Origin of the sequence: Nonomuraea sp. NPDC050540, assembly GCF_044457485.1 — a bacterium.
Lineage (GTDB): Bacteria > Actinomycetota > Actinomycetes > Streptosporangiales > Streptosporangiaceae > Nonomuraea.
Map to the genome: position 1 here is coordinate 372702 of NZ_JBITHA010000006.1, position 18569 is coordinate 391270.

Sequence of the window (18569 nt, forward strand, 5' to 3'; positions counted from 1 at the left end):
GTGGCTTCCCGCGCTCACGCTGCGCCGCCGTCCCGGTGGCGGCGCAGCGAGGGCCTGCGCGCCCTCGTGTGGCTGTCGCCCTGGCTGGTCGGGATCTCGATCTTCTTCGTCTACCCGCTCGTGGCGACCGTCTACTTCTCCTTCCACCGCTATGACCTGTTCACGCTGGAGTTCATCGGCCTGGACAACTGGCGCTACCTGTTCAAGGACGACCGGGTCTGGACCTCGATCCAGAACACGCTGTGGCTGGTCGCGTTCATGGTCCCGGCGCAGCTGATCTTCGCGCTCGGCGTGGCCCAGCTCATCACCCGGCTGAAGTCCGGCCTCGGGCTGATCCGCACCATCGTCTACCTGCCCTCGCTGGTGCCGATGGTGGCCGGCACGGTGGCGTTCGTCTTCCTGATGAACCCCTCGACCGGCCCGTGGAACCAGATTCTGGCACTCGTCGGCATCACCGGCCCCGACTGGTTCGGCAACCCCGCCTGGTCGAAGCCGAGCCTGACGCTGCTGGCGATGTGGAGCTGCGGCAACATGATCGTCATCTTCATGGCGGCGCTGCTCGACGTGCCCAAGCACCTCTATGAGGCGGCCTCCATCGACGGGGCGAACGCCTGGCGGCAGTTCCGCAGCGTCACCCTGCCGATGATCTCGCCGGTGCTGCTGTTCTCGACGATCACGGCGGTCATCTACGCCCTGCAGTACTTCACCCAGGCGATGATCGCCTCCCGGGTCGCGTCGGGCTCCACCGACTCGGCCGGGTCGGTGTTCACGCCCGGCTATCCCGACCAGTCGCTGCTGACCCTTCCGCAGTGGCTCTTCCACGCCGGCTTCCGCGACTTCTCCATGGGCTACGCCTGCGTGATGGCGCTCCTGCTGTTCGCGGCGGCGATGTTGTTCACCACGGTCCTGCTGCGCAGGTTCCGTTACGCGGAGGAGGTCTCATGAGCGCCACCGCGACCGCACCCGCCCGGCGGCGCGCCGTACGCGCACGCCCGGCGGCCGGCGCCCGGCGCAGGACGCTCGTGTGGATCGCCAAGCACGCGATCACCATCGTGCTCTGCATCATCTTCATCGCGCCGCTGGTCTTCGTGTTCCTGACCGCGCTGATGACCGACGAGCAGGCGCTCACGAGTGATCTGTGGCCGCAGACGTGGAACTGGTCGAACTTCGCCGCCGTGTTCGCCAAGTCGAAACTGGTGCAGTGGACGCTCAACACGTTCATGTACGCGGCGCTGGCGACGACGTTCACGCTGCTGTCGTCGATCCCGGTCGCCTACGCGCTGGCCCGCTTCCGCTTCCGCGGGCGCAAGCTGGCGTTCCTGCTGGTCATCACCACGATGATGCTGCCGCCCCAGGTGGTGGCCGTCCCGGTCTACCTCATCTGGGCCCGCTTCGACCTGACGGACTCACTGTGGCCGCTGATCCTGCCGATGCTGCTGGGCGACGCCTTCTCGATCTTCCTGATGCGCCAGTTCCTCGTCACGATCCCCCGCGACTACACCGACGCCGCCCGCGTGGACGGCTGCTCGGACGTCAAGACGCTGTTCAAGGTCATCCTGCCGATGGCTCGCCCGGCGATCGCGGCGGTCGCGCTCTTCCAGTTCTTCTACTGCTGGAACGACTACTACGGCCCACTCCTGTATGCGGGAGTCGACCAGGAGGGGTGGACGCTATCGCTGGGTCTGGCCACCTTCAAGGCCTTCCACAGCGTGCAATGGAACCTCACCATGGCGGCCACGCTGCTCGTGACGGCTCCGGTCATCATCATCTTCTTCCTCGCGCAGAAGGTGTTCATCGAGGGGGTGACATTGACGGGGGTGAAGGGCTGATCCTGGCCATCGACGGGGGCAACAGCAAGACCGACGTCGCTCTGGTCGCCGCGGACGGCCGGGTCCTGGCCACCGCTCGCGGCGGCCCGTTCACGCCGCACACCGACGGCGTCCCCGCCGCCGTCGCCACCGTCCTCCACACGGTACGGCGGGCCGGCATCACCACCTCCCCCGCACTGGTCGCGGCCTTCCTGGCCGGCGCCGACCTGCCCGCGGAGGAGGAGATCCTGGCGGCCGAGTTCTCCCTCCAGGGCTTCTCCGGCCGGATCGTGGTCCGCAACGACACGTTCGCGCTCCTGCGGGCCGGGGCGTCGGGACCGTGGGGAGTGGCCGTCGTCTGCGGCGCCGGCATCAACGCGGTCGGCGTCTCCCCCACCGGCCGCGTGGCCCGCTTCCCCGCCCTGGGGAAGATGTCGGGCGACTGGGGCGGCGGGCAGGACGTGGCGGAGGAGATGCTCTGGCACGCCGTACGCGCCGAGGACGGCCGCGGCCCCGCGACCTCGCTGAGCACGCTGGTCAGGCGGCAGTTCGCCGTCGGGTCCGTCGAGGAACTCGTGCTCGACCTGCACTTCGGCCGGATCGATCCGGCCCGCGTGCTGGAGCTGGCGCCCGGGTTGTTCACCGCCGCCGGCTCCGGCGACGCGGTGGCCGCGTCCCTGGTCCGGCGGCTGGCCGAGGAGGTGGTGGTGATGGCGGAGGTGTGCCTGCGGCGGCTCGACCTGCTGGAGACGCCCACCGAGGTGGTCCTGGGCGGCGGCATGCTGACCGCGCGGGACCCGCTGATGACGGCGCTGCTCGATGGTGAGTTCGCCGGGCGGGCGCCGCGGGCCAAGCTGCTCGTCGCCGACGTGCCGCCGATCGCCGGGGCGGCGCTGAGCGGCCTGGACCTGCTCGGCGCCACCGAGGAGGCCAAGGCCCTCCTGCGCGCCCAGTACGCGCCCCGGCTGCCCTGAACGGCTTCCCCGCCGCCAAGCGGGGAGCCTGTTTAGGCGTTCTGAGCTGCGGATACTAATCACCTCGGCAAGAGTTTCGCGACTCTGGGTGATGGTGTGACCACGTTGTGTTCGCAGATCGGATCGGCACGGTGGCCGGCGGTGCTGGCCGCGTTCTGGTTGTGTGTCGCGCTGTGGTCACCCGGTCACGCGGCCTGGGCGGCCGAGTCCGTCGCGGTGGCCTCGGCCGTACATCTGGGTGAGGAGTGCGGCACCGACGAGGCCGGTCCGCGCGGCACCCGCCGCCCGCCCGTGAAGCGGCCGCGCGCCGCGGCGGCCCGCCCTCTTCCCGGGGTACGGCGGGCCGCGGCGCGCACCCGGGCGGCCGGGCGCACCGAGCGCCTGGTCCTGCTGAGCGTCTGGCGGCTGTGAGCCGGCGGGAGACCACTCCCCCGCCCGTCAGCCATCCGCACCGAATGCCAGGAGGGTGCTTCGCCATGCGCGAAACCGACGTCTTCTCCGAGATCTGGACCTTCTTCTGCCAGCGCTGCTCACACGTCTGGCAGGACGAGTACGAAGCCCGCCACCTCGACGACGGGCACGGCGGCGACGCCGTCGCCTGGCGCCACCACGGCGTGCACAGCATGCCGCCGTGGGCGCACGCGACCTGCGTGAGCTGCGACGGCGTCATGGTCACCGTGCTGCCGGCCATTCCCGGCCAGCGCTGAGCGCCGCGGCGGCCTCCCCGTGCGCCGGGGAGGCCGCCGCGGGAAGGTCACTCGGCGAGGTCCGCGCCGCCCTCCAGCTGCGGGGGGCGGTGCTCGTACGGGGTGCTCAGGACCACGGTCGTGCGCGTGGAGACGTTGGCGGCGGCGCGGATCTGCTGCAGCAGTTCCTCCAGGCCCACCGGCGAGGCCACGCGGACCTTGAGTATGTAGCTCTCGTCACCGGCCACGCTGTGGCAGGCCTCGATCCCGTGCAGATGCGCCAGCCGGTCGGGCGCGTCGTCGGGCGCGGCGGGGTCGATGGGCTTGATCGACACGAACGCGGTCAGCGGCAGCCCGATGGCGTCATGGTCGATCACGGCGGTGTAGCCGCGCACGATGCCGCGCTTTTCCAGGCGGCGCACCCGCTGGTGCACGGCCGAGACGGACAATCCCGTCTCCCTGGCCAGATCGGTGAAGCTCATCCGGCCGTCCTTGGCCAGCAGCGTGACGATCCGGCGGTCGATCTCCTCCATCGGTCAAAGGTAGCGGCTTCGTGTCACGGCGCGGTTCCGACGGGCTCGGCACCGGTCCGCAGCGCGTGCTCGACGAGCGTGATGAGCACCTCTTTGCCCGAGTCCTTACGGCGGGCGTCGCATAACACGATCGGGATCTCGGGCTCCAGCTCCAGCGCCCTGCGCACCTGGCCGACGGTGAAGGGGCGGGCGCCGTCGAAGCAGTTGAGCGCGACGACGAAGGGGGTGCGGTGGCGTTCGAAGTAGTCGATGGCCGGGAAGCAGTCGGCCAGCCGCCGGGTGTCGGCCAGCACGACCGCGCCCAGCGCGCCGAGCGCCAGCTCGTCCCAGACGAAGTAGAAGCGCTCCTGACCGGGGGTGCCGAACAGGTAGAGCATGTAGTCGTCACGGATGGTGATGCGGCCGAAGTCCATGGCGACCGTCGTCGTGGGCTTGGTCTCGACGCCGGACAGGTCGTCGACACCCGCGCTGACGTGGGTGATCATCTCCTCGGTGCGCAGCGGGCGCGTCTCGGAGACGGCGCCGACCATCGTGGTCTTGCCCGCGCCGAACCCGCCGGCGATCAAAATCTTGATCGCGGTCGGCAGTCGCCATCGTTCAGAGCGACCGAAGTCCATCGAGCACCGCCCTGTGAAGTGCCCTGGTCAGAGTGACCTGTCAAGGCGCAGAGAAAAGGTCCCATCCACTTACCTGGCAACGAGACACCCTAGCAACGCCACAATTTCCACTCAAGGCACAATCCATCACAGGAAGCCATATGTCCCTCTTTGTCGCCTAGAGCACGGTAATACATGACGGCCCGTCGCGCTCGTAAACTCCGGAGTCAGTGAGCTGTCAGGCCATAAGGCCCGAAATGCCATGAAAACCGGTATTAAATCCGATCTGACGGCGCAGGTACGCGGCCGTCAACGGGCTCACCTCGCGCAACGGCCCGATCAGCGCCGCCGCCTCCTCGGCCAGAACGGTCATCCGGTCGGTCACGTCGCCATGACTGACCCCCAGCATGAGCACGTTGAGGTCGCCCCAGCTGACGTCCCGGCGGTAGGAGGCCAGGTCACCCAGCAGGTGCAGATACCGCTGCACATGCCGGCTGGCCGGCTCCAGCTCACCCAGATGCCGCCGCGCCCACGGGTCGCCCGCGTAGATCCAGTGTGACAGATCCACGAAGCTCGAACCGCAGCTGTCGGCGTTGTCGAGATAGCGCCCGAGCGAGGGCACCATCCCCGCCTCCCGCCACACCCAGGCCCGCTCCATGGCCGCCAGCATGCGCTCCAGCTGCGTCCGCCAGCGCCCCCGCAGCCCCTCGAACCCCTTGACCGTCGCCATCTCATCCCGCAGATCCGCCAGGAACCGGGTCGCCGGCACCCTCGGCGCCGCCCCGTCGGCGACGGCCATGCAGTCGCGGCTCAGCTCGTCCACCTCGTCGCGGGTGGCAGCGGCGTGTTCCACCAGCCAGCCGACGGCCCGCACCCACAGCGCCGCCCGGTTGGCGACCTTCAGCCGCTCCGCGGCCGACCAGGGCGAGCTGAACGCCGTGGACAGGCAGAGGGCATGGTAGAGATCGGGGTCGAAGGCGGCTCTGGGGAACAACCCGCCGTACATCTCGACGCACCGGCGCAGGTCGCGGGCGCATTCGGCGGCGAGCGCACAGACGCGACCAAGCTCGGACGCCTCGCCCAGCTCGTCGCCCGCCACCCTAGGGCCGCTCGCTCAGCGTTCGCACCATGACGCCGACCCCCACACCGCGTGTATCGACCTGTGGGCGAATTGTCACATGATCGCGCACGACCGATCAAGGTATGCCCCCGTTCCTTCCCTCACCCATCCCCGACCCCCAGACCCAGCCACCAACCCCTTGCCATCCAGCCCCACCCAGCCACCCCACCCGAAACCCCGCGGCCTCGGGTGTCGCGTGAAGGCGGCCGGTACGGGCGCGCGGATTGGGCACGGCGACGCCTGGCCCGTACAGGGGCCGGAAAGTCGTGGGCGAGTTGGCAGGTCCGGAGGTCCCCGGGGGCCGGTCGGCGGCCGGGAGATCGTGGGGCTGGCCGGTGTTACTTGAGGGTGTCGAGGAGGCGGTTGAGCGGGCTGTCGAGGTCGTAGCGGTCGGCGAGCTGGACCAGGGTTTCCGGATCGCGGGGCTTGGCGGGCAGGGTGAGGTCGGTGGTGGGCAGCGGGGCGTCGGAGGCGACCTCCACCACGGCAGGGGCGACCCGGAGGTAGTCGCGGGCGGCGGCCAGCTTGGTGCGGGCGCCGGCCGGGAAGCCCTCGGTGACGCCCTCGTCCAGGGCGGCCAGGAGAGCGTCCAGGGAGCCGAAGCGGGTGATCAGCGCGGCGGCCGTCTTCTCCCCCACGCCCGACACGCCGGGCAGGCCGTCGGACGGGTCGCCACGCAGGGTGGCGAAGTCGGCGTAGGAGCGGCCGGGAATGCCGTACTTGGCGGTCACGAACGCCTCGTCCACGACCTGGAGGTTGCGGATGCCGCGCGCCGTGTAGAGGATCCGAACCGGCCGCGAGTCGTCGACCAGCTGGAACAGGTCCCGGTCCCCCGTCACCACGTCCACCGCGCCGTCGCCGGCCGAGTGGGTCAGGGTGCCGATGACGTCGTCTGCCTCATACCCGGGCGACTCCAGGCGGGCGATGCCGACCGCGTCCAGCACCCGCTCGATCACCGGGATCTGCGGCACCAGCGTGTCGGGAACCTCCTCGGTGTCACCGTGGGCCACCCGGTGCGCCTTGTAGGTGGGAATCGCCGCCACCCTGAAGGCCGGGCGCCAGTCGGCGTCCATGGTCGCCACGAGCTCGGCCGGCCGGTACTTGCGCACCAGCGTGGCGATCATGTCGATCAGCCCGCGGACCGCGTTGACCGGCATGCCGTCGGGGGCGGTCATCGACTCCGGGATGCCGTAGAAGGCACGGAAGTAGAGCGAGGGTGTGTCGAGAAGCATCAGCACCCGCCCATGTTCGCACCCCACCCCGACATTCCGCTCCCCACCGCCCCCACCACCACCCGTTTTCCCGTACGCCCCCGCCCCAACCTCCTCCGCCAACGGGGCAAGGCAGTGGGCCGAGCGGCGGGCCAAAGCCCAGGGCCGAGGCGTGTCGGGGAAACCTCAGAACCGGGAGCGCAGAAGCCGGGGCCCGGGAGCCGGAGGGCCGGGAGCCGGAGGGCCGGGAGCCGGAGGGCCGGGAGCACGGGGGCCGGGGGCGGAAGGGCAGTGGCCGAAAGGGCGCGAGGGTGGGAGGCCGGGTTCGGGGGTCGCCTGTGGTGGCGGGCTGGGCTTGCCGCGCCGCGGGCTCAGGGTGGAGTCGTTACGGCGGGCAGCCCGTGAGCCCTCACGACCGGCGCTCGACGGGCGGTCACGCACGACGGCGGGGCGGGTGGGGCGGCTTGCCGTAACGGATAGTACAGATAGGACAGATAGGACAGAAACATGTCAGATGCCCACGCCCACGGCGAGGAGGCAGGCGTCGTCTTCCGGGTTGGGGCCGCCGATGTCGGCGAGGAGGCGGTCGAGGCCGGCGTCGAGGTCGGTGGTGAGGAGGTGGGCGGCGGCCGACACCGCCAGGTCCAGGCCTTCGTCGATGTCGCGGGTACGTCGTTCGACCAGGCCGTCGGTGAACAGCAGGAGGAGGTCGCCGTCGCGGAGTTCGACGCTGGCCAGGCGGTAGGGCTGGTCGCAGGTGGCGCCCAGCAGGACGCCTCTCGGCTGGCTCAGGGTTTCGGCTTTGCCGTCGCGGACCAGGATGGGCGGCAGGTGCCCGGCCTGGCTCCAGGTGAAGGTCCAGGTCTTGGTGTCGAGGTGGCCGATGATGGCCGTGGCCGTGGTCTCCTCCAGGCGGTGCAGGACGAGTTCGTTGAGCCAGGCGAGGAGCTGGTCGGCGGGCCGGCCGGTCATGGTGAGGCCGACGAGGGCGTGGCGGAGCTGGGCCATGTGGGCGATCGCGGGCAGGCCGTGCCCGGAGACGTCGCCGATGGCGAGCAGGACGCGGTCGTCGGGCAGGGCGGCGGCCTCGAACCAGTCGCCGCCCAGGTTGGCGGTCTTCTCGGCCGGTACGTAGCGGACGGCGATCCTGGTGCCGGGCAGGTCCAGGCGGCCGGTCGGCTCGGGGAGGATGGCCTCGCGCATCGCGAGCATGACGTGGCGTTCCTCGGCGGCGCGTTCGCGGGCCTCCAGGAGCTGGCGGCGCGATTCGGACATGATGCGTTCGGCGCGGCGGCGGCCGGTGATGTCCTGGACGACGCCGTGGACGCCGATGGGACCGCCCGGGGCGATGAGGGGTTCGAGGACGACGCGCAGGTTGCGTACTTCGCCGCCGCGCCGGATGCGGAACTCCGCCTGGACCGGCTCCACGCCCTGCACCACGCTCCACAGGAGCTGGTCGAGGGCGCCGAGGTCGCAGGGCTCGACGTAGCCGGCGAGCTCGGGCAGGCCGAGCGGGCCGTCGGCGCGGTCGCGGCCGAAGATGACGTAGACGTGGTCGGACCATACGGCGTCGCCCGTGCGCAGGTTCCACTCGGCCCAGCCCATGTTGCCGAGCCGCTCGGCGTGGGACAGGCGGATGGCCAGCATGGCGGCGTCGTGCTCGCCGGCCTGCTGCCGGGTCAGGTGCCCGATGAGCTCGGCCGCGCTCATCGGACGGTGGTCCGGTGATGGGAGGGGTGGCTGATGGCCGCCCGTAACGTCGACCATAGTTCACTCGCAAACGACATGGATCGGGACAAGAGGTCCCACAGTATGTGATCGCCCTTGAACGGAGTGTAGCGATGGCTTGCCGTGTTGTGAGAGCTTTTCGCGGATTTTAGGTGAGCGGTGACGAGTAGATTGGGGCGCGTGACGTCCCAAGACTTGTATCCCGTGTCCCGTCTGGCCGCCGCCCAGGAGGCCACCGCCAAGGCCGGGCTCGACGCCCTGCTGCTCACTCCCGGGCCCGATCTGCGCTACGTCAGCGGTTACCAGGCGCTGCCGCTGGAACGGCTCACCTGCCTGGTGGTTCCGGCGGCGGGCGAGCCGTACATGATGGTGCCTCGGCTGGAGCTGCCGGCGGCGCAGGCCTCGCCCGCCTCGCGGCTGGGACTGGAGTTCGTGGCGTGGGACGAGACCGACGATCCCTATGAGATCGCCGCCAGGCGGCTCGGTTCGGTGGCCAAGGTGGGGCTGGCCGACCGGATGTGGGCGATGGCCTCGCTGGCCTTCCGCGCCGCGATGCCGGGGACCGAGCAGGTGCTGGCCGGGACGGTGCTGCGCGAGCTGCGCATGCGCAAGTCGCCGGCCGAGGTCGAGGCGCTGCGCGAGGCCGGTGAGGCGATCGACGCCGTGCACCGGCAGGTGCCCGGTTTCCTGCGGGCGGGGCGGACCGAGCGCGAGGTGGGCCGCGACATCGCCGACGCCATCCTGGCCGCCGGGCACGAGACGGTCGACTTCGTCATCGTCGCCTCGGGTCCCAACGGCGCCAGCCCGCACGCCGAGCTGTCGGACCGGGTCATCCAGGCGGGCGAGCCCGTCGTGGTGGACATCGGCGGGCAGTTGCACAACGGCTACTGCTCCGACTCCACCCGCAACTACTGCGTCGGCGAGCCGCCGGCCGAGTACGCGGAGTACTTCGCGGTGCTGCGCCGCGCCCAGGACGCCGCGTGCGAGGCGGTACGGCCCGGCGTGTCGTGCGAGGCGGTCGACGCCGCGGCCCGCGAAGTGATCACCGAGGCCGGGTTCGGGGACAGGTTCATCCACCGCACCGGGCACGGGATCGGCATCGAGACGCACGAGGAGCCGTACATCGTGGCGGGCAACGGCGAGCTGATGGAGCCGGGCTTCGCGTTCTCGGTGGAGCCGGGCATCTATCTGGCGGGCTCGCACGGGGCGCGGATCGAGGACATCCTGGTCTGTACCGACTCGGGCGGTCTGCGGCTCAACAACACGCCGCGCGACCTGGTGATCGTCTAGCCGGGCCAGCCCGGTTCGAGCAGGTCGAAGACGGCGTGCATCGCGGCCAGGGGGTCGGGCTCGGCGGCCGCGAGCTCGGGGATCTCCAGCACGTAGCGGGCCAGCGCGCGCACCGCCACGCCGGACGGGTCCCGGCCGGCGAACGGCTGCGCGCCCTGCCCGCCGGGCTCCTCCTCCAGAGCGAGCGGGCGGCGGCGTGGCCGGCGGTCCGCGCCGTCCTCGACCCGGACGTGCGCGGCGGCCGGTTGTGGGGCCCCAGGGTGTTCGGCCTGCGCGGCCGGCCCGCCGGCGAACCGGTGCGGGGCCCGCTGGCCGACCCCGGGGCTCGCGGCGGCCGTGTGGGCGGCCGGTGTCGAGCTGACCGGCGTCGACCCCGTTGGGAGCCTCCGCCGACCGTCAGCCGGCGCCGAACCGCGGCACCGGCAGGTCCTCGGTCGCCAGGTGCACGATCGGCGAGACCGTGTACACGTCGATGCTGTGCTGCCCGCCCTCGCGGCCCAGGCCGCTGGCCTTCACCCCGCCGAAGGGCGTGCGCAGGTCGCGGACGTTCTGGGAGTTGACCCAGAGCATCCCGGTCTCGATCGCCTGGGCCATGCGGTGCGCGCGGCGCAGGTCGTTGGTCCACAGGTACGCGGCCAGGCCGTACCGGGTGGCGTTGGCCAGTTCGATCGCCTCGGTCTCGCTGCCGAACGGGGTGACGCACACGACCGGGCCGAAGATCTCCTCCTGGAAGATGCGCATGTCCGGGGTGACGTCGGCGAAGACGGTCGCGGCCAGGAAGTTGCCGTGGGGCAGGTGCGGCGGACGGGCGCCGCCGGCGGCGAGGCGGGCGCCCTCCTCGACGCCGAGCCGTACGTAGCCGGCCACCCGCGCGTAGTGCTCGGGGTGGATGAGCGCGCCCAGCTCGGTCGCGGGGTCGGAAGGGGCGCCGACGCGTACCTGGGCGGCCCGCGCGGCCAGCCGTTCGGTGAACTCGGCGTAGATCGAGGCGTGCACGAGCACGCGGGAGCTGGCGGTGCACCGCTCGCCGTTGAGGGAGAACACGCCGAAGACGGCGGCGTCCAGCGCCCGCTCCAGGTCCGCGTCGTCGAACACGATCAGCGGGGACTTGCCGCCGAGCTCCATGGACAGGGTCTTCAGCGCGCCCGCGGCGTTGCGCATGATGGCCTGGCCGGTGGCGCTCTCTCCGGTGAAGGAGATCACCGGGACGTCCGGGTGCGCCACGAGCGCCGCCCCTGCCTCCTCGCCGATGCCGTGCACCAGGTTGAACACCCCGGGCGGCAGGCCCGCCTCCTCCATGATGTCGGGCAGCAGCCCGGCCGACAGCGGCGACCATTCGGCGGGCTTGAGCACCACGGGGCAGCCGGCCGCGAGCGCGGGAGCCAGCTTCCAGGTCTCCAGCATGAACGGCGTGTTCCACGGGGTGATCAGCCCGGCCACGCCGGCGGGTTTGCGCAGGACGTAGTTCAGCTGGGCCGAGCCGACCCGGTAGACGTCCTCGCTGAGCGTGGTGACGACGTCGGCGAAGAAGCGGAAGTTCTGCGCCGCGCGCCTGGCCTGCCCGCGGGCCTGGGTGATCGGCAGTCCGGTGTCGCGGCACTCCAGCGCCGCGAGGCGCTCGTCGCGCGCCTCGATCGCGTCGGCGATCCTGCGCAGCGTCACGGCCCGTTCCTCGCCGGGCAGCCGCGGCCACGGACCGTCGCTGAAGGCCTTCCTGGCCGCGGTCACGGCCGCGTCGACGTCCTCGGCGCGCCCCGCCGCCACCGTCAGGTACGCCTCGTTCGTCGCCGGTTCCACCGAGGTGAAGGTGGCGCCGGAGATGCTCGGGACGCGGGCCCCGTCGATGTAGTGCTCCAGGGTCATCGGGTCAGTTCCTCACAGTCGGCCAGCAGCGCCTCGATCCGGGTGATTCCGGCCGGGGTCGGCGGGATGAGCGGCGGCCGCACGTGTCCCGAGGCGATCCGGCCCCGCAGCTCCAGCACCCATTTGGCCGGGGCGGGGTTGGTCTCCACGAACAGCAGCTCCACGAGCGGGTGCAGGGCGTAGTGCAGGTCGAGCGCGGTCCGGTGGTCGCCTTGCGTGTACGCGGTGTACATGCGGGCCACGGCCGCCGGAGCCAGGTTGGCCGCCGCGCTGACGAACCCGGTGCCGCCGATGGCCAGCAGCGGCAGGCAGAGCAGCTCGATGCCCGACCACATGAGGAAGTCGCGGCCGCACCGGTGGAGTACCTGCGAGAAGTGCTCGAAGTCGCGGGTCGTCTCCTTGATGCCGACGATGTTGTCGTGCGCGTGGCGGAGCCTGGCGACCGTTTCCGGCGCGATGTCGACGGCCGTGCGGGAGGGCACGTTGTAGATCACGATCGGCAGGCCGGGGAACTCCGTGGCGATCGTGGAGTACCAGCGGAAGAGCGCTTCCTGGCCCGGCCTGGCGTAGTACGGGGTGATGACGAGGACGGCGTCGGCACCGAGCCGTTCGGCCTCGCCGGTGAGCAGGAGGGTCTCGTCCAGCTTGGCCGATCCGGTGCCGGGCAGGAACGGCGCCCGGTCGCCGACCTCCTCGGCGACGGCGGCCATGGCGGCGATCCGCTCCTCGGCCGACTGCGCGCCGGGCTCGCCGGTGGAGCCGCCGATGGAGACGCCGTGCGAGCCCTGGCCGAGCTGCCAGCGGACCAGGCCGCGCAGCGAGGCGAGGTCGAGCGCGCCGTCGGCGGTGAACGGCGTCACCACCGGCGCGATGGACCCCCTGATGGCGGCGGGGTCGGAACGGTACTTCACGCGTCTCCTCCTTGCTGCCAGGCCCGGTAGGACTCGCGCCAGGACTGGTTCATCGGGTAGAGGCCGTCGATCGAGGCGCCGGCCGCGACCCGCTGGTAGATGAAGCGCTCCTCGTCCTCCTGCCCGGCGGCGGCTCCCGCCACCTCGGCGGCCAGGGCGGGCGGCAGCACGACCACGCCCTCGGCGTCGCCCACCAGCACGTCGCCCGGCATGACGAGTACCCCGCCGCACGCCACGGGCACCTGCGACTCGATGGGCACGTGCCGGCGCCCGAGCACGGCGGCGTGCGGCACCGCGAAGTAGGCGGGCAGGTCCAGTTCGGCGAAGGAGGGGCTGTCGCGCAGTCCCCCGTCGGTGACCACCCCGGCCGCTCCTCTGCGCAGGGCGCGCATGGCCAGGATGTCGCCGAGGGTGCCGGCGCCGTGCTCGCCGCGGGCCTCGATCACCAGCACCTCCCCGGGCCGGATCTCCTCGACGGCGCGCTTCTGGGCGTTCATGCCGCCGCCGAGTTCGGCGAAGACGTCCTCGCGCAGCGGCAGATAGCGCAGGGTCCGCGCGAGGCCGACCATGCGCAGGTCGGGCCGGGTGGGCCGGACGCCTTCGATGAAGTGGTGGTCGATGCCGCGTTGGCGCAGCTGCGCGGAGAGCGTCGCCGTGGAGACCGACCGCAGCGCCGCGATCGTCGGATCGTCCAGCGGGTACGGCGCCGCCGCCCGCCCCCGCCCGACGGCGGCGGCCCGGCTCTCCTCGTCGGCCCTCGGCTGCGCGCCCCACGCGGCGGGGGCGGCCCGGGGTTCGCCGACGACCTCGTTGCGCAGCCGTCCCGCGTCTTCGAGCTCGACCTCGACCACGTCGCCCGGCTCCACGACGGTCGAGCCCGCGGGTGTCCCGGCGAGGATGAGGTCGCCGGGCTCCAGCGTCATGTACCGCGACAGGTCGGCGATGAGCAGGTCGAAGCCGAACAGCAGCTCGCCGGTGTCGGCCTCCTGCGCGAGCTCGCCGTTGACGTAGGTCCGCAGCCGCAGGGCCCCGGGGTCCACGCCGGTGAGGATGGCGGGGCCGACGGGCGTGTAGCCGTCCTGGCCCTTGGCGCGAAGGTTGGATCCCCGGTCGGCGTGCCTGAAGTCGTACACCCCGAAGTCGTTGGCGGCGGTGTAGCCCGCGACGTGCTCCAGCGCCCGCTGCGGCGGCACGCAGCGGGCGCGCGCGCCGATGACGACGGCGATCTCGCCCTCGAAGGTGAGCAGTTCGCACCCGGCCGGGCGCACGACGGGCCGGCCCGACCAGGACAGCGAGGAGGGTGGCTTGAGGAAGTAGGAGGGCGCCGAGGGGAGGCGTCCCCGTTCGGCGGCCCGGCCGCGGTAGTTGAGGTGAACGGCGATGATCTTCCCCGGCGCCAGGCCGAGCGGGTGATCCATGGCGACTCCAGATCATATACGACATCGTGGATGATAGCGGATCCGAAGGATGGAGTACTATAGACAAAGATATCTGAGTTCGTACATGATTTTGCGATGCCGGGGGGTGGAACAGGCCCCCCGCCCTTCGGCATACTCAGTGAGCCGATGCCGGGCCTGGGAGGATGCGCATGGGAGAGATCGTCCTGGCAGCCAAGATCACACACGTCCCGTCCATCTGGCTGTCCATCCAGCCGGGCAAGCACTACGGCATCCGCCGGCCGGCCGAGATGGCGCTGACGGAGATCGGCAGACGCGCCCGCGAGCTCGGCACCGAGACCTTCCTGGTGGCCGACACCCACTGGATGAACAGCATCGGCTTCCACCTCAACGGCAAGGAGCGCCACCGCGCCTCCTACGCCAGCCACGAACTCCCGCACTTCATCCACGACCTCAAGTACGACTACGACGGCGACCCCGAGCTGGCCGAGCTCATCGGCGAGGAGATCGTCGCCGGCGGCCAGAAGGCGCACGTGCACACCTACAAGGACCTCGGTCTCGAGTACGCCACGCTCGTGCCCATGTACTTCGTCAACGGCGACGCCGCCATCAGGGTGCTGCCGATCGGGTGCAACATCTACTCCTCCATCGAGGAGAACCGCCGGATCGGCGAGGCGCTGCGCCGCGCGATCCTGCGCAGCGGGCGCAAGGTGGCCTTCCTGGCCAGCGGCTCGCTCTCGCACGCCTTCCCGCCCAACGAGATCGCCGAGACCCTGCTCAACGAGGTCAGCAGCGCGTTCAACCGCAAGACCGACATGGCGGTGCTCGACCTGTGGACCGAGGGGCGGATCGCGGAGTTCGTGGAGATGCTGCCCGACTACAACCTGCGGTGCACGGGCGAGGGCGCGATGGCCGACACCGCCATGCTCTTCGGGCTGCTCGGCTGGGACGAGTACACGGGCAAGGGCGAGCAGCTCTGCCCGTACTTCGGCAGCAGCGGCACCGGGCAGGTGGTCGTCGACTTCCCGGTGCCCTCGTGGAGTAACATCTGAAATCGTATGTGAAAGGTGCTGGAGTCATGGGAGAGCTGGCCGTACGCGTGTTCGCCGCCGAGGTGACGGCCGGTCCCCCGGTGCTGCTTTTGCACGGGTTCGCCACCGACGGGCAGCGCGACTGGGTGGCGACCGGGATCGCGGACGCGCTGGCCGCGACCGGCCGCCGGGTCGTGGTCGCCGACCTGCCGGGGCACGGGGACAGCGCGGCGCCGGTCAGCCCGGCGCAGGCGGGGGCGGGCCGGATCGCCGAGGCGCTGGTCGCGGTGATGGACGACGGGGTGTTCGACATCGTCGGGTACTCGCTGGGGGCCAGGATCGCCTGGGAACTGCCCGGCGCGGCGCCCGGCCGGGTGCGCAGGGCGGTGCTGGGCGGGCTCAGCCCGTTCGACCCGTTCACCGCCGTCGACGTCGAGGAGCTGCGCCTGGCCGTGGCGGGCGGTCCCGCGCCCGCCGACCCGCTCACGGCCATGATCGCTGATATGGTCCTCGCCCAGGGCCACCGGGCGGCCGGGCTGGTGACCTGCGTGGAAGGGTTGCGCGCCACCCCGTTCGAGCCGGGGGCGTGGGCCGGCGCGGAGCCTCCGGTGTTCGTCGCGGGGCAGGAGGACGTGGTCGTGGCCGGAATCGAGCGTATCGTCGGGCAGGTGACGGGTGCCCGGCTGGTCACCGTCGCGGGCGACCACTTCCAGGCGTTGTCCGGTCCCGGCCTGCGCGAGGTCGTGACGGCGACGCTGGCGCCTTGACAACGAGGGGGATCTCGACTTGAGAGGGATCTCGACTTGAGGGGAATGAGGAAAGAGCGGTGAGTTCCGCGAAGGGGTCCACGCGGGCCAATGCGTCCAAGGCCGAGATCAGCTACGAGCTGTTGCGCTCGCGCATCCTCGACGGCACCTACGGTCCCGGCTACCGGCTGGTCATGGACCAGCTCGCCCGCGAGACCGGGGTCAGCACCATCCCGCTGCGCGAAGCCGTACGGCGGCTGCAGTCCGACGGGCTGGTCGAGGTGGTGCGCAACATCGGCGCCCGGGTGGCCGTCTTCGACGCCGCCCAGGTCGAGCACGCGCTGCAGGTGCTGGCCCGGCTGGAGGGGTACGCCACGGCCATCTCGGCGCCGCTCATGACCCCGGAGCAGCTCGCGCGGGCCCGCGCGGTCAACGACCGGATGGTGGAGGCGCTGGAGGAGTTCGACCCGGTGTCGTTCACCGCGCTGAACAGGGAGTTCCACTTCGCGATCTACGCGCAGTGCCCGGACGAGCATCTGCTGGCGCTGCTGGAGGCGGAGTGGGCCAGGCTGGACCACATGCGGCGCTCCACGTTCAGCCACGTGCCGGGGCGGGCGCGCCGTTCCGTGGAGGAGCACGAGCACATGCTCGACCTGATCCAGGCCGGAGCGCAGGCCCAGGAGATCGAGCGGGTGGCCTGCGCCCACAAGATCGCCACCGCCGACGCCCTCCACAAGGCCCAGGCCAAACACGTGAAGAACAGCTGAGTCAGAGGACACGCGCTTGGGGGCTGCCCTTCACGTGGGAGAAGGCCTGGGCGCCCCTGCGACGGCCGCGTGGCTCGCCCCTTCCCGGCAGGGCGAGCGCGGCTCAGGTGAGGAGCTGCCCGCCGTCCACCTGGACGACGGTGCCGGTGATGTGGCGGGCGGCGGGTGAGGCGAGGAAGAGGACCAGCGGCGTGATGTCGCCGGTCCCGGCGATCCTGCCGAGCGGGATGCGCGACTCCCAGGCGGCGCGGGCCGCGGGGTCGGACATGAGGCCCGCGGTCATCGGAGTCAGCACCGGGCCGGGCGCGACCCCGTTGGCCCTGATCCCGTGGGGGGCGAGCTCCAGGGCGGCGGTCCTGGTCAGGGCGTCCACGGCGGCTTTGGTGGCCTCGTAGTGTCCCAGGCCGGCGGTGGGCTGGCGGGCGCCGATCGAACTGACGTTGACGACGCAGCCGCCGCGCCCGGCCGCGATCATACCGGCGACGACCGCCCGGGTGACCGTGAAGGTGCCGCGCAGGTTGACCGCGACGACCCGGTCGAAGACCTCCAGTGGCAACTCCACCAGCGGACCGCCACCGGCGACGACCCCGGCGTTGTTGACCAGGACGTCGATCGGGTCCCCCACGTGGGCCAGCGCGGCGTCCACCGACGCCGCGTCGGTGACGTCCATGGTCACCGCGTCGGCCCCGATCTCGGCGGCGGCCTTCTCCCCCGCCTCCCCGTCCACGTCGGCGATCACCACCCGGTCCCCCGCCTGCGCGAACGCGCGGGCCACGGCCTTCCCGATGCCGCTGGCCCCACCGGTGACGAGCACCAGCCGTCCCGCCTCGCCGGAAGCGCCCGAGGCGGGCGCGGCGGGCGCGGCGGGCTCGCCGTGCGGGCTCATCGGGCGTACGCCACGATCACGCGAGGGCAGCCGGGCAGGCACAGGGTCTGGCCGGGTTCCCAGCCCGCCTCGGTGAGCCAGCCGCGTACCTCGTCCTCGGGATAGACCGTGGTGCCGTCGATGACCAGGTACTCGGCGGCGTGCAGGGCGTCCACGACCCGCTGTACGGGGTCGGCGTCGAGGAAGAAGTCCAGCAGGAGCAGCGTGGCGCCGGGCGAGGCGAGTTCGCGGGCGCGTTCGGCGTAGCGGATGTTCCGTTCCGGGCCGAAGCGGTGCACGACGTGCTCCAGCAGGACGAGGTCGTAGCCGGCGAGCAGGTCCGCGGTGAACGGGTCGGCGACGGCCAGTTCCGCGCGGTCGCCGACGCCCGCCTCGTCCAGCGTCCGCTTCGCGAAGGCGGCCAGGTCGCCCTCGGCGCAGAACGTGCCGCGCAGTTCCGGAGCCGCGTTCAGGGCCTGGGCCAGGAACGCCCCGGACAGGCCGCCGAGGTCCAGGGCGCGGCGGTGCGGGGTGAAGTCGTAGTGCGCGGCGAGCGTCTTGGCGTGCAGGGAGTTGTAGGTCATCACGCCGGTGAGGAACACCTCCATCCGCTCGCCTTCCAGGTCCAGCGGGGCGGGCTCCCCGGTACGGGCGCTGGCGCCGAAGCCCAGCCAGTGCGGGTAGCTGACGGCCTCCAGGAAGGTGAGGAAGGGGCGCAGGTCGATCTCGCCCGCCGCGCCGGTCAGGTGGCGGTCGGTGGCGGGCGTGTTGGTGTAGACGCCGCCGGTGCGGGTGAGCAGGCCGAGGCCGGACATGGCGTCCGCGAGGATGCGCACGGTGCGCTCCGGCAGGCCGGTGCGCCGGGCCAGGTCGGGCGCGCTCGCCGGGCCTTTGGCCAGCGCGGCGAACAGGCCGAGCTCTCCCGCCGCGAAGAGCTGTTTGGCGGCCATGTATCCGGTGGCCACGTCCACGATGCGCGCCGCGCCGCTGCTGTCCTGGTAAAGCGACATGTGACACCCCTTCAGGAGCGAACAGTATCGGGA

20 protein-coding genes are annotated in these 18569 nt (G+C 71.6%); 9 read left to right on the forward strand and 11 right to left on the reverse strand.

Annotation, left to right across the window (positions count from 1 at the left end; genetic code table 11):
- The 5 genes from ACIBI5_RS22885 (at position 1) to ACIBI5_RS22905 (ending at position 3489) form a co-directional block, all read left to right on the forward strand.
- The gene (locus ACIBI5_RS22885; RefSeq protein WP_397249817.1) at positions 1-945 is read left to right on the forward strand and encodes a carbohydrate ABC transporter permease; all 945 of its coding nucleotides are present in this window, start codon (positions 1-3) and stop codon (positions 943-945) included.
- Entirely contained in the window at positions 942-1829 is an 888-nt protein-coding gene (locus ACIBI5_RS22890; protein ID WP_397249819.1) for a carbohydrate ABC transporter permease, read from the forward strand. The genes ACIBI5_RS22885 and ACIBI5_RS22890 overlap by 4 nt, the downstream gene beginning before the upstream one ends.
- The gene (locus ACIBI5_RS22895; RefSeq protein WP_397249821.1) at positions 1715-2782 is read left to right on the forward strand and encodes an N-acetylglucosamine kinase; all 1068 of its coding nucleotides are present in this window, start codon (positions 1715-1717) and stop codon (positions 2780-2782) included. The genes ACIBI5_RS22890 and ACIBI5_RS22895 overlap by 115 nt, the downstream gene beginning before the upstream one ends.
- A 96-nt stretch (positions 2783-2878) precedes the next feature.
- Positions 2879-3193, forward strand: coding sequence for a hypothetical protein (locus ACIBI5_RS22900; RefSeq protein ID WP_397249823.1), 315 nt, complete (start codon positions 2879-2881; stop codon positions 3191-3193).
- Between the two features lie 65 nt (positions 3194-3258).
- The gene (locus ACIBI5_RS22905) at positions 3259-3489 is read left to right on the forward strand and encodes a hypothetical protein (protein ID WP_397249825.1); all 231 of its coding nucleotides are present in this window, start codon (positions 3259-3261) and stop codon (positions 3487-3489) included.
- A 47-nt stretch (positions 3490-3536) separates the two neighbouring features.
- On the opposite strand, the gene ACIBI5_RS22910 is transcribed toward ACIBI5_RS22905, so the two are convergent.
- The 5 genes from ACIBI5_RS22910 to ACIBI5_RS22930 all read right to left on the reverse strand — a co-directional run bounded on the left by ACIBI5_RS22910 (position 3537) and on the right by ACIBI5_RS22930 (position 8638).
- A complete protein-coding gene (locus ACIBI5_RS22910; protein ID WP_397249827.1) occupies positions 3537-4001 on the reverse strand; it encodes an Lrp/AsnC family transcriptional regulator in 465 nt (154 codons plus the stop codon).
- A gap of 23 nt (positions 4002-4024) precedes the next feature.
- Complete coding sequence (locus ACIBI5_RS22915; RefSeq protein WP_379624508.1) at positions 4025-4618, reverse strand: ATP/GTP-binding protein; 594 nt, start codon at positions 4616-4618, stop codon at positions 4025-4027.
- Between the two features lie 217 nt (positions 4619-4835).
- Positions 4836-5696, reverse strand: coding sequence for a terpene synthase family protein (locus ACIBI5_RS22920; protein WP_397249829.1), 861 nt, complete (start codon positions 5694-5696; stop codon positions 4836-4838).
- A 359-nt stretch (positions 5697-6055) separates the two neighbouring features.
- Positions 6056-6949 carry a 5'-3' exonuclease H3TH domain-containing protein gene (locus ACIBI5_RS22925; RefSeq protein ID WP_397250318.1) on the reverse strand — a complete coding sequence of 298 codons (894 nt, stop codon included), beginning with the start codon at positions 6947-6949 and terminating at the stop codon, positions 6056-6058.
- Positions 6950-7438: 489 nt separating this feature from the next.
- On the reverse strand, positions 7439-8638 hold the full coding sequence (locus ACIBI5_RS22930) for a PP2C family protein-serine/threonine phosphatase (RefSeq protein ID WP_397249831.1): 1200 nt from the start codon (positions 8636-8638) through the stop codon (positions 7439-7441).
- A gap of 198 nt (positions 8639-8836) precedes the next feature.
- Here ACIBI5_RS22930 and ACIBI5_RS22935 point away from each other — a divergent pair, with 198 nt between their 5' ends.
- Positions 8837-9946, forward strand: coding sequence for a M24 family metallopeptidase (locus ACIBI5_RS22935; protein ID WP_397249833.1), 1110 nt, complete (start codon positions 8837-8839; stop codon positions 9944-9946).
- Here the strand turns inward: ACIBI5_RS22935 and ACIBI5_RS22940 are convergent.
- The 4 genes from ACIBI5_RS22940 to ACIBI5_RS22955 form a co-directional block, all read right to left on the reverse strand.
- A complete protein-coding gene (locus ACIBI5_RS22940; protein WP_397249835.1) occupies positions 9943-10065 on the reverse strand; it encodes a hypothetical protein in 123 nt (40 codons plus the stop codon). The two genes, ACIBI5_RS22935 and ACIBI5_RS22940, sit on opposite strands and share 4 nt — an antisense overlap.
- Before the next feature lie 277 nt (positions 10066-10342).
- The gene (hpaE, locus tag ACIBI5_RS22945; RefSeq protein ID WP_397249837.1) at positions 10343-11809 is read right to left on the reverse strand and encodes a 5-carboxymethyl-2-hydroxymuconate semialdehyde dehydrogenase; all 1467 of its coding nucleotides are present in this window, start codon (positions 11807-11809) and stop codon (positions 10343-10345) included.
- Positions 11806-12720, reverse strand: coding sequence for a 4-hydroxy-tetrahydrodipicolinate synthase (dapA, locus tag ACIBI5_RS22950; protein WP_397249839.1), 915 nt, complete (start codon positions 12718-12720; stop codon positions 11806-11808). The genes hpaE and dapA overlap by 4 nt, the downstream gene beginning before the upstream one ends.
- Positions 12717-14138 carry a fumarylacetoacetate hydrolase family protein gene (locus tag ACIBI5_RS22955; protein WP_397249841.1) on the reverse strand — a complete coding sequence of 474 codons (1422 nt, stop codon included), beginning with the start codon at positions 14136-14138 and terminating at the stop codon, positions 12717-12719. The genes dapA and ACIBI5_RS22955 overlap by 4 nt, the downstream gene beginning before the upstream one ends.
- Positions 14139-14308: 170 nt before the next feature.
- Here ACIBI5_RS22955 and hpaD point away from each other — a divergent pair, with 170 nt between their 5' ends.
- Genes hpaD through ACIBI5_RS22970 form a run of 3 tightly spaced genes read left to right on the forward strand, consistent with a single transcriptional unit; the run spans position 14309 to position 16661 of the window.
- On the forward strand, positions 14309-15169 hold the full coding sequence (hpaD, locus tag ACIBI5_RS22960; RefSeq protein WP_397249843.1) for a 3,4-dihydroxyphenylacetate 2,3-dioxygenase: 861 nt from the start codon (positions 14309-14311) through the stop codon (positions 15167-15169).
- 26 nt (positions 15170-15195) lie between these two features.
- Positions 15196-15915 (forward strand): alpha/beta fold hydrolase, encoded by a 720-nt coding sequence (locus tag ACIBI5_RS22965; protein ID WP_397249845.1) that lies wholly within the window; start codon positions 15196-15198, stop codon positions 15913-15915.
- A 59-nt stretch (positions 15916-15974) separates the two neighbouring features.
- The gene (locus ACIBI5_RS22970) at positions 15975-16661 is read left to right on the forward strand and encodes a GntR family transcriptional regulator (protein ID WP_397249846.1); all 687 of its coding nucleotides are present in this window, start codon (positions 15975-15977) and stop codon (positions 16659-16661) included.
- Between the two features lie 103 nt (positions 16662-16764).
- On the opposite strand, the gene ACIBI5_RS22975 is transcribed toward ACIBI5_RS22970, so the two are convergent.
- Together ACIBI5_RS22975 and ACIBI5_RS22980 are read right to left on the reverse strand one after the other, a co-directional pair.
- Positions 16765-17547, reverse strand: a complete 783-nt coding sequence (locus tag ACIBI5_RS22975) for an SDR family NAD(P)-dependent oxidoreductase (protein ID WP_397249848.1) — start codon at positions 17545-17547, stop codon at positions 16765-16767.
- The gene (locus ACIBI5_RS22980) at positions 17544-18536 is read right to left on the reverse strand and encodes a methyltransferase dimerization domain-containing protein (RefSeq protein ID WP_397249850.1); all 993 of its coding nucleotides are present in this window, start codon (positions 18534-18536) and stop codon (positions 17544-17546) included. The genes ACIBI5_RS22975 and ACIBI5_RS22980 overlap by 4 nt, the downstream gene beginning before the upstream one ends.
- Positions 18537-18569 lie beyond the last annotated feature (33 nt).